The 10,656-nt window shown below is 39.4% G+C and carries 8 protein-coding genes; 6 read left to right on the top strand and 2 right to left on the bottom strand.

Annotated elements, in window-relative coordinates:
* Positions 1-303 precede the first annotated feature (303 nt).
* Positions 304-2,688, bottom strand: a complete 2,385-nt coding sequence (locus HYU69_13615; GenBank protein MBI2271376.1) for an LPS-assembly protein LptD — start codon at positions 2,686-2,688, stop codon at positions 304-306.
* Between the two features lie 226 nt (positions 2,689-2,914).
* Between HYU69_13615 and HYU69_13610 the strand changes: the two genes are divergently transcribed.
* From HYU69_13610 to HYU69_13585, 6 genes are all read left to right on the top strand, one after another.
* Positions 2,915-4,213, top strand: a complete 1,299-nt coding sequence (locus HYU69_13610) for an N-acetylmuramoyl-L-alanine amidase (protein ID MBI2271375.1) — start codon at positions 2,915-2,917, stop codon at positions 4,211-4,213.
* Positions 4,214-4,280: 67 nt separating this feature from the next.
* Complete coding sequence (locus tag HYU69_13605) at positions 4,281-5,273, top strand: MCE family protein (GenBank protein MBI2271374.1); 993 nt, start codon at positions 4,281-4,283, stop codon at positions 5,271-5,273.
* 9 nt (positions 5,274-5,282) lie between these two features.
* Complete coding sequence (locus HYU69_13600) at positions 5,283-6,590, top strand: (Fe-S)-binding protein (GenBank protein ID MBI2271373.1); 1,308 nt, start codon at positions 5,283-5,285, stop codon at positions 6,588-6,590.
* Positions 6,591-6,614: 24 nt separating this feature from the next.
* Positions 6,615-7,406 (top strand): (Fe-S)-binding protein, encoded by a 792-nt coding sequence (locus HYU69_13595; protein MBI2271372.1) that lies wholly within the window; start codon positions 6,615-6,617, stop codon positions 7,404-7,406.
* A gap of 65 nt (positions 7,407-7,471) precedes the next feature.
* A complete protein-coding gene (locus HYU69_13590) occupies positions 7,472-7,672 on the top strand; it encodes a hypothetical protein (GenBank protein MBI2271371.1) in 201 nt (66 codons plus the stop codon).
* Positions 7,673-7,693: 21 nt separating this feature from the next.
* The gene (locus HYU69_13585; protein MBI2271370.1) at positions 7,694-8,182 is read left to right on the top strand and encodes an ABC transporter ATPase; all 489 of its coding nucleotides are present in this window, start codon (positions 7,694-7,696) and stop codon (positions 8,180-8,182) included.
* A gap of 26 nt (positions 8,183-8,208) precedes the next feature.
* Here HYU69_13585 and HYU69_13580 read toward each other — a convergent pair whose 3' ends face one another.
* The gene (locus HYU69_13580; GenBank protein ID MBI2271369.1) at positions 8,209-10,053 is read right to left on the bottom strand and encodes a PAS domain S-box protein; all 1,845 of its coding nucleotides are present in this window, start codon (positions 10,051-10,053) and stop codon (positions 8,209-8,211) included.
* Positions 10,054-10,656 lie beyond the last annotated feature (603 nt).

Here is a 10,656-nt window from a genome sequence, read left to right as displayed (position 1 = left end):
CCTTATGGACATCTATACCGCAACCGGTTGTTACAACCTGTTTGAATTTTATTTCTTGCATTACGTTTCATGTTTTGCACGAAGTTAAATATTCATCCTCGGTTGGTGTGCTTCATTCTAGCTCATGACCATTTCATGGTTTTATATTTTTAATAGTTTAATTAGTTTGACGCATCGACTTTCGCCTTCCGACTCCCGACTTCTAACTCCCCACTTCCGACTCCCGTCTTCCGACTTCCCACTTCCCACTTCGCACTTCCGACTCCCGTCTTCCGTCTTCCGTCTTCCCACTTCCAACTCCTTCTACTGAAAATCATACCAATCCCTTCTCCTTGTCATCTTTAGGTCCTGCAGCACAGCCGACTTTACGTTTATGTCTATCATATAACTCTGGCGCGGGCCAAAAGGCACCCAGGTAATTTTCATTTCCCAGCAATGCAGGTCGCGATAAATGTTTAGTTGGGTGTAGGTGAATTGTTCGGCTTTAAAATCGTACCCCGAGTTAAATCCTATCTTCCAGTTTTTGGTCAGGCTCACATCGCCGCTGAATGTAAGTGATTGTGTTTTTTGTACTGGCAGTATACCTTGTCTTAAAAAATTGAAATTGTAATACACGTTAAGCGACCACGGAACATTAAAGTCTACATACTGATTCCGGTTCTGATTAATGAACCGTATCTCATCCTTACTTCCTTTGGTGCTTTGTTTGGGGCCGGTAGTGCTTTTGCTGCGCAGGCTTGTACTCAGGGCCAGAGAATAATTGATTAAACGTCCGGGCAGGCCTGATTTATCATATTCGAATTTTTCTATTCTCACACCTTTATCATTGATCTGGTAGGGATCAAGCAGTCCTGTAAAATTTACATCAAGATATTGAAACAATTTGGTACGCGCGCTCATGTTTATCATTTGCCACTTGAAATTGCGAAGAGCCGTGTTGTAAGAAGATGATATGCTGAACATATCAATGATATGTATTTTCTTTTCGTGGTTAATGGTGTCTTTCTTGTTACGCACTTTTGCTTCAAGTGTATTGTTGATCGACCAGGATACTACACTTGAATTTCCGGCTGGAGGTGAGCCCCACAGATTATTCTGAAAGATGGAGTATTCCTGTTTATTCCCATTTGAATCGGATTGCACTTTTTTATATGCTCCCCACTGCGGCTCACTGAAATCGGGACGATAACTATAGCTGACGTTTGGAATAATCAAATGACGTATGTGTTTTACATATCCTTTCCTGAACTGGTAATTGCCGTATATTTTGGTATTCAGGTTGGTCGATAAGCTGAAGTCGTTGGCCATTTTAATTCCTTCAACTGTATCGGTTAAAATAGTTTTAGTGTCATTATCATAACGCTTCGAAATGGTTTGATAATACAAGCTTGAGTTAAATACCGCTGAAGGACTCATGGTGAAATATTTCAACACATTGAGTGAAGTGCTAAGCGGTATGCTCTGATGGAACCCATTTCGCATTTGCTTATATGTTTCAGGTTTAAAAAAGAGGGAGTCGTAGGCACTTATATCGTTGCGTACTTCGGCGGAGTAGCTGAGCCCAATCTTATCGTACCACATCGGTATAGCTCTTGTTTTACTTTTGAATGGATAGATGCGGTTCATAAAGAACGCGACCTGCGGCAGGCTCACATCAATTTTTTTTGTAGTTGTGTTTTGACTGTGCCGGGCCGATGCTGTTAAATAAAACGGAGTGCCCAGCCAGGATTTACTTAAGCTGATGTTGGATTGAAGCGTATTGTTCAAATATACATTGGGATTATACGAGTTGAACCTGTTATAATTGCTTGTACCCGCGTTCACACTTGCCATAAACGATACGCCTGGATGTGCCTTTGCATCCTGGGCATGGCTCCAGCGTATAACAAAATCTTTTTGCTGGGTAAAAGTGGGCAGTTCTTTTTCACCTATTTTAAAATTTGAAAAGTTAACCTGGAAATTACCATTGTACTTATACCGTTTAACGTAATTAATGCTCGACTTAGCTCCCCAACTGCCTTTCGAATAAATGTCGCCTCTCAACGCCACATCAAGTTTATCGCTCACGCCCCAATAAAAACCTCCATCGCGCAAAAAGAATCCCATGTTTGCCGATTCGCCATAGGTTGGAATAAGCAGTCCCGATTTTTGTCCGTGTTTGTTCGGGAAAAATCCAAACGGTACCGCCAGTGGAGTAGGTATGTCATTGATCACGAGGTATGCCGGGCCGGTTACGATAACATCATCCGGGATCACTTTCAGCTTATTCGCTTGTATGTAAAAATGCGGATGTTCTAGCTCACAGGTGGTGTATTTTCCATTACGTATGTAAACGGTATTGTTTGAATCTTTTTTTACAGTTTCCCCATGTATATATCCGCCGGCCTCTTTAGTGATAACTTCAGTTATGCGCCCTTTTTTTGTCTGAAAATTATAAGTCATGTTACGCGACTTAAAGCTTTGTGCTTTTTCGGTGAACACCGGCAATTCAACTTCGGTATTGGCACTGTCTTTTCGTCCTGTAGCATAAACCGTATTATTCTTCATATCCAGCTCAATATAACCGGCTTTCAGGTTCAAATCTTCATAAGTTACCTCGGCGTTTCCAAAAAGGTACATTTTTTGCTGAGTAACATCAAAGCGCATGGAATCCTGGGCTGTATATTTAACTTTTGATTTGAGGGGCATATTATTATCAGTTACAGCAACAACAGTATCTTTAAAGGTAACAGCGGACTGTAAATTTTCGTTTTTTTTGCGGGAAAAGGCAGATTCAGTCGCTAAAACTGTCGTGATTATTAACAGAATAGTGCGGATAACTAGTTTGAACGTTGGCGCAGACAGCAAAATGTACCTTTAAATTTGTGTGTAATAACCTTTTCGGCTTCAAAACTAAGTAAAATACTTTATATCAATGGGTTGTAAACGGGGGCATACTAACAAACATTGTACCATACTCCTTTTAATGGGTATGGCCCTGTTATCCGGCTCATGGAAGGTTGTATATCGTCCGCCTTTTGATCTTAAAACAGTTGTTATTGATGCAGGACATGGGGGTAAAGATCCCGGTTGTTCGGGTGTGAAATATAAAGAGAAAGATGTGGCGCTGGCAGTGGCCCTGAAGCTTGGCAAGTTCATTGAGGAAAATTGTAAAGATGTTAAAGTGGTTTATACCCGTACCACCGATGTATTTCTTGAATTGCAGGAACGGGCCGCGATTGCCAATCGCAATAACGCGAATCTGTTTATCTGCATTCATTGCAATGCCAATCCGAACAAAGAAGCGCATGGTTCGGAAACGTATGTGATGGGTTTGCATAAAACAAGGGGTAACCTGGATGTAGCCAAGCGGGAGAACGCCTCTATTTTACTGGAAGATAATTACAAGAAAAAGTACGAAGGTTTTGATCCCAATTCGGATGAAGCGAATATTATTTTCAGTTTTTACCAGAATACCTATCTCGAGCAAAGTTTAAACCTAGCCGCTAAAATCCAGAAACATTATAAGGAAAAAGCGACACGTGTCGATAAAGGTGTCCGCCAGGCCGGCTTCCTGGTGCTATGGAAAACAGCCATGCCCAGTTTGCTGACTGAAACAGGTTTTTTAACGAATGTGGAAGAGGAAAAATTTTTAGGTTCGGAGAAAGGACAGGAATATATTGCAGTGTCGATATTTAAAGCTTTTCGTGAATATAAAGATGAGATAGAAGGTCGAAAAACGAAATACGATGATGTGATAGAAAGACTTCCTGTGTATGTTGCGCCTGTGGATACAGCAGTTGAGGATCAGGCGGTAAAGCAAGAGACCGGAGATACATTGCATGGGACTGAAGGGGATGTGAAAAAACAAACTCCCGACTCAATAAAAATTGTAAAAGAAGAAAAGAGAGAGTCGGATAAAAGGGAAGTTGAGAAAAAAGATCCTATAAAAAATGAAAAACCGGCTGAAGGAAGTATTTTATTTTATGTTCAATTGATAACATCGGATAAAAAGATAGAGCCCGGCTCTGAAAGATTTAAAGGAGTAGAAAATATTACAGAGTTTATTGATAATGGAGTATACAAATATGCGGCCGGCTCATGTGCTGCAATGGATCAGGCTTCAAAACTTCAGTCCGAAATGCGAAAAAAGGGCTTTACTGATGCTTTTGTTGTCGCCTTTAAAGATGGAAAACGAATAGGCGTTGATGAAGCAAAGAGGCTGCTAAAATGAAGCCTTATCGGAATTTCGGGTTAAATAATAAAATCGTAAATTCGCCAACTGTAATTAATTCATAACCTTGACTTTAAGTAAAGAAGTAAAAACCGGTATTGTTGTGGTCGTGGGCTTGTCCCTGTTCATTTACGGCTTCAATTTTTTAAAGGGCTCCAACCTGTTTAAAAATCAGAAAACCATTTATGCCGTTTATACAAATGTTGATGGCTTGCTTGAGTCAAATAATGTTCAGCTAAGCGGTTTAAAGGTCGGCCTCGTTAAGAGCATTAAACTGATGCCCAATGACAGGCAGGGGCGTATTCTCGTGACTATGAGCGTGGAGGATAACGTAAATATTCCTTCCGATAGCAGGGCCCGGATTGTAAGCTCGGATCTTTTAGGAACCAAATCAATCCGTTTTGAATTAGGTACATCATCGTCATTGGTTAAATCCGGCGATACCCTGGTATCTGAAAGGGAAGATGACCTTAGAGCGGCGGTCGACAAGCGTATAGCCCCTCTTCAAAAAAAGGCTGAAGGACTCATCGCGTCTATTGATTCGGTTATGATAGTTGTACAGGAAGTGTTGAATAAAGACGCACGTCATAACCTGACGAAAAGTTTTGAAAGCATTAAAAGAGCTATCGCCACCTTCGAAAAAACTGCCTTACGCCTTGATACACTCGTGTATTCGCAGCAGCATAAACTTTCGGTCATTTTTTCTAAAATGGAATCCATCACATCTAACCTGGCCAACAATAACGATAAGATCACAAAAGTGCTTGCCAATTTTGAAAGCATCAGTGATTCTCTCGCGAAGTCCAAGATCAAAACAACGATCAATAATGCCAATGAAGCTTTAAGTGATGTTTCAAAGATATTGGCTAAAATAAACAGAGGGGAAGGGTCAATGGGCTTGTTGGTTAATAATGATTCGCTGTATAAGAAGCTGGATAAATCGGCCAATGAATTGGATCTTCTTATGCTTGATCTGCGTACAAATCCTAAACGCTATGTTCATTTCTCTGTATTTGGTCGTAAGGATAAATCGAAGAAAAAACAACCTGTAACACCCTAAGGGAACGGCATGGGTATAGCCAATATAATTTTCATTCTTTTACTGGGTGGCGCTACAGCTTGGTTTACCATAAATTTTAAAAAGGTAATTCGCAATATCCGCCTCGGCAGGGATGCCGACTTCTCAGATAATAAATCACAACGCTGGCTTACAATGACACGCGTGGCGCTCGGGCAAAGCAAGATGTTGACCCGCCCGACACCTGCAATTTTGCACATTTTTGTTTATGTAGGTTTTGTACTTATTAATATTGAAGTGCTCGAAATGCTTGTTGATGGAGCTTTAGGAACGCACCGATCACTTTCATTTATGGGAGATTTTTATAATTTCCTGATCAGCTTCTTCGAAGTGCTTGCTTTCCTGGTAACTTTTGGCTGCGCGGTTTTTCTTATTCGCAGGAATGTACTCCATATAAAACGCTTCACGGACAAAGAGCTGGATGGCTGGCCACGGTCGGATGCCAATATTATTCTTACAAGTGAGATACTTTTAATGAGTGCCTTGTTCTTAATGAATGCTGCTGACCAGGTGCTTCAAAGCAGGGGTTATGGACATTACATACAAGCCGGTTCATTTCCAATCAGTCATTACATCACCCCAATGTTAAGTGGTATTTCAGATGACGGACTTGTAATGATAGAACGCGTTTGCTGGTGGTTTCACATTATTGGTATCCTGGGTTTCCTGAATTACCTGCCATACTCTAAACATTTTCATATTCTACTTGCTTTCCCGAATACATATTTCTCTAACCTCAAACCCAAAGGACAGTTCACTAACCCGGAGTCGGTGACCAACGAGGTTAAAGCGATGCTGGATACTACTTTTACTCCACCTCCCGCGGATCCCAATAAACCTATGCGTTTTGGTGCTAAAGATGTTTATGACCTCACCTGGAAGCAATTACTGGATGCGTATTCATGTACAGAATGCGGCCGTTGTACTTCATCTTGTCCTGCTAATCAAACAGGTAAGCTGTTGTCGCCGCGAAAAATAATGATGGATACCCGCGACAGGCTGGAGGAGGTTGGAAAAAATATTGACACAAATGGCGAATTCAGGGATGATGGTAAAGGATTGGGAAATTATATTTCAAACGAAGAGCTATGGGCCTGTACAAGCTGTAGTGCATGTGTACAGGAATGTCCTGTGAATATTGATCCGCTTTCCATAATAATTGATATGCGCAGGTATTTAGTGATGGAACAAAGTGCTGCACCGCAGGAATTGAATCTGATGCTTACGAATATAGAGAATAATGGAGCGCCCTGGCAGTTTTCTCCTGCCGATAGGTTGAATTGGGCAAAGGAAAATTGAAGAAAAGAATTTTGAATTAGAAAAATGGCAATAGAACTTAAGGTGAAAACAATGGCTGAGTACCTGGCTTCCGGTGAAACACCTGAAGTATTGTTTTGGGTAGGCTGTGCCGGAAGCTTTGACGACAGGGCTAAGAAGATTACAAAAGCCATTGTGAAAATTTTAAATCATGTTGGTATTAAGTTCGCTGTACTGGGAACCGAAGAAGCTTGTACAGGTGATCCTGCCAAACGTGCCGGCAACGAATTTCTGTTCCAGATGCAGGCTATGAATAATATTACAGTACTGAATGGATATAATGTAAAGAAGATAGTTACCGGTTGCCCTCATTGCTTTAATACTTTGAAAAATGAGTATCCTCAGCTGGGAGGAAATTATGAAGTGATCCATCATACTCAGCTGGTGCAACAATTGATTGAAAGCGGTAAATTGAAAGTAGAAGGCGGAAGTTTTAAAGGAAAGAAAATAACTTTTCATGACCCTTGTTATTTAGGGCGTGGTAATGATGTATATGAAGCGCCGCGTGAAGTGATACAAAAACTGGATATTGAATTGGCCGAAATGAAACGCAGCCGTTCAAAAGGGTTTTGTTGCGGAGCAGGAGGGGCGCAGATGTTCAAAGAAGCCGAGAAAGGAAATAAAGAAGTGAATATTGAGCGTACGGAAGAGGCCTTGGCCTTAAATCCAGAAGTGATAGCTACAGGCTGTCCGTTCTGCATGACGATGATGACAGATGGAGTGAAGCATTTTAATAAAGAGCAGCAAACCAAGGTGTTGGATGTAGCGGAGTTGGTTGCACAGAACATCAACGAATAACGAATAAAAAACGAATTTACGAAATGAGGGGAATTGTTTTAATTGGATTTGGAATTCTATATCTAATGAAACCAAATCTTTTCCAGCGCGGAATTTGGATGAAAACATCAGATGTTGCTGCTACTAAAACACCCGAAGAATATGGAAAATATATGCAAAAGATAGCAATCGTATTAATTATTATTGGTTTGGTATTATTGGCATATGACAATCGACAAGTTTTCCAACAAAAGTCAGAAGATAAGAAGACTTATAGTTCAATTTAATAGTGGCAGAAAAATGCAAGTATGAAAACAGTCGATCAACTTCCACCACATAGTCGCATCTGGATATATCAAAGTGTCCGAGAACTTACTACAACAGAAGTAGCCGAAATAAAAACAAACGCCCTTTCGTTTTTAGATCAATGGACATCGCATGGAAACAACATGGATGCCGCTATTGATGTTTTATACAATCGTTTTGTAATTATTGCAGTTGACGAGCAAACGGCGCCTGCAAGCGGTTGTGGTATTGATAAATCGGTGCGTTTTATACAGGATGTGGAAAAACAATTCAATGTGTCTTTGCTTGATCGGATGCATGTGGCCTATAAGGCAGGGGATTCAATACGCTCCTGTTCGTTGTCAGAGTTCGAAAAGCTGATCAATACCAGGCAGGTTGATGAGAATACAATTGTATTTAACAACCTCGTTTCTACGCTTGCCGAATTAAAAACTAATTGGCAAATTCCTTTAAAACAGAGCTGGCACAGGCAGATGTTCATTGGTAAGTAGTATAAACGCAATACGATAATTTGTAATTAAATGGGAAATAAAGTCAGGTTCGATGGCTCAATATTTTCAGGTATTGCATACTTCATTTTATTTGTTGCAGACGGAGGTATAGGGATATAAACGACCACTACAGTTCCTGTATTTATTCTGCTGTTTAAAGTTATTTTTCCCTGCAGTCTTTCAACGGCGTTTTTTACAATATACAAACCAAGACCTTCTCCTGTTGATTTATCAGTGCCTTTGTAAAACATTTCGAATGCTTTTTTCCGAGCTTCGGTTGACATGCCTTGTCCATTGTCAGATACCTTTATTTTGTAATACTTTCGTCCTTTATAAACTGAAATATTTACATGCGGATTGGATTTTGCAGGATCGTAAAACAATACAGCATTATCAATAATATTTTTTAGAATAAGTTGTATCGGATATTTTTCCGATTCCATTATAATTCCTCCTGTATTTGTTTTTATTTTGATGTTACCTGTTTCCCCCCTTGTTTCTTTGATTTCCTTTAAAATAGTTTCTATTTTTTTTTCAATATTTATTTTTTCAATAAATATATTTTCCTCGTGAAGATCTGGTACCTGTGAAATACGATCTAGTATTGCCGATAATTTTTGTGCGCACTGTTTCATATAATTAACGGTTTCCTGCGGGTTGTCACATTCGTCATAATATGCCAACAAGCCATTCATTGAACAAACGGGGGTTTTGAGATCGTGAGAGGTTTTGTAAAAAAACAGGTTTATTTCTTTTATTTTGTCTTTAAGTTTTTGTTGTGTCTCTGTTAATTGTGTTATCTCCATATGAATCCCAATCGAACCCATTGTATTTCCGTTTCTATCCAGGTAAGGAGCATTGCTTACCAAAACATGAATTGTTTCCTGGTATTTTGTTTTCATAATTGCCTGGCGTTGTCCGGCCGCTTCGTCTTTTTTGGTTAAAAATTCGTTGTTGCTTTGAGATGTGGAAGTAGCATCTGTGAACAACGTATGAGCATGCATTCCCTGCAGTTCTTCATAGGAATACTTAACCATTTCGCAATATTTTTTATTTGCATATACAATACAGTCGTTATTGTCAACTATCACTATACCTTCATTAATGGCCTCCACTATTCTACTCCATTGATGCTTGGGGGAATAGTCAAACAATTTGTACTTTTTAACAGCAATAAGGGAGGCGACTGAAAAGGTTGTCATCAATGCAGTTGTCAATGGAATTGAATCGACCCGAAATACAAGAGGAAGAATTGCCTCTAACACGATTCCCCCGATAACCGGAAAAGAAAACCCAAGCAGTAATAGAAGAGCCTGGTTTTGTTTTCTTTTATTGTTTTTTGTTTTGATATAATAAACCCATAAAAGAATAAGCATTAATAGTGCCATTGTACATATCCAGGTATAAGTTATTACTGTAATCAGTTCTGGTTCGGGACTTATTATCCACTTGAACTGTTCTGACTTTGTTATTTTGTATAAACCAAGCCTTGCGGTAGTGCTCATTTCAAAAATGATGGCGGGAAAAAATAAAAATAAAGAAATCGGAATACTTGAGAATTTTTTGTCCCACTCCGTAAATCTTAGGATAAAGATTATTCCCAAAGGCATCGTATACAAGCAGGGTTGTCCTGATATTCTAAACCATTCCACCGCATTCTGGGTTGAATTACTTGCATGGGCAAATCCATCGGTTATTTGCCACAGCCCCAATAAAAGAACAAAAAATGAAAATGTAACTGTTGTTCTGCTTTGAGGCAGGGTAGCAGAAATATAAATAAGTATAAATAGGTTAATAGCTGCGGGAATAAATGATAGTAATATTGCACACGGCTCGTTAAAATTTATATTAAATAAGTCTTTCAGTTCCATAATACAATCTGATTTTATGATTGAATATTTAAGCAATTATACTTTATTGCCGGGTGTAGAGTTGTTACAATAGTGTCTAATTACTCACAGGTGTAAGAAATTATGGCATTTTGTCATTTTTGAGGTAAAGGTTGGGAGGCGATTTCTTAGCGTCTTTTCAGGTGTACATATATGAAAATCAAAAGATTAGACTATGCGTTGCCAATAAATGGAGAGGAACATCTACATATTTGAGCAAAAAGAGTTGAGTTTATATCGAATAAGCTTTTTGTGAGTTTTAGTGTTTCTGCCTGCAGGTCAGCTACCGTGTGGACACATCTTTTTCAATTTTGAAATCCCGAAGGTCTGCCTGCCGGACAGGCAGGGTTGATATTATTTTATGTCACCCTTTCAGGGTTCAATTTATTTCCTTTCAAATTTATTCTACAATAATTTCACACCTTCGGTGTTTTTTGAAATCAATATATTCGATTGAAAATCACACCCATATGCCCTTTTCATCAAATATTTAAAACGCTCCCGAGTTTGACACTCGAATCGAGGTCGCAACCCTACAGCCCTTGTTAATGCTGCATTCTTGTTTGGATTTTAAAATTTTGTAGT

The organism is Bacteroidota bacterium (assembly GCA_016183775.1).
GTDB lineage: Bacteria > Bacteroidota > Bacteroidia > JABDFU01 > JABDFU01 > JABDFU01.
The sequence above is the reverse complement of the archived record's forward strand: the minus strand, read 5'-3'. Positions and strand labels throughout refer to the sequence as shown.

What these genes read in the sequence shown, in the direction of transcription:
- HYU69_13585 (MBI2271370.1), top strand. Translation starts at nt 7,694, where the DNA reads ATGAAAACAGTCGATCAACTTCCACCACATAGTCGCATCTGGATATAT.
- HYU69_13610 (MBI2271375.1), top strand. Translation starts at nt 2,915, where the DNA reads ATGGGTTGTAAACGGGGGCATACTAACAAACATTGTACCATACTCCTT.
- HYU69_13600 (MBI2271373.1), top strand. Translation starts at nt 5,283, where the DNA reads ATGGGTATAGCCAATATAATTTTCATTCTTTTACTGGGTGGCGCTACA.
- HYU69_13615 (MBI2271376.1), bottom strand. Translation starts at nt 2,688, where the DNA reads ATGCCCCTCAAATCAAAAGTTAAATATACAGCCCAGGATTCCATGCGC.
- HYU69_13595 (MBI2271372.1), top strand. Translation starts at nt 6,615, where the DNA reads ATGGCAATAGAACTTAAGGTGAAAACAATGGCTGAGTACCTGGCTTCC.
- HYU69_13580 (MBI2271369.1), bottom strand. Translation starts at nt 10,053, where the DNA reads ATGGAACTGAAAGACTTATTTAATATAAATTTTAACGAGCCGTGTGCA.
- HYU69_13590 (MBI2271371.1), top strand. Translation starts at nt 7,472, where the DNA reads ATGAAACCAAATCTTTTCCAGCGCGGAATTTGGATGAAAACATCAGAT.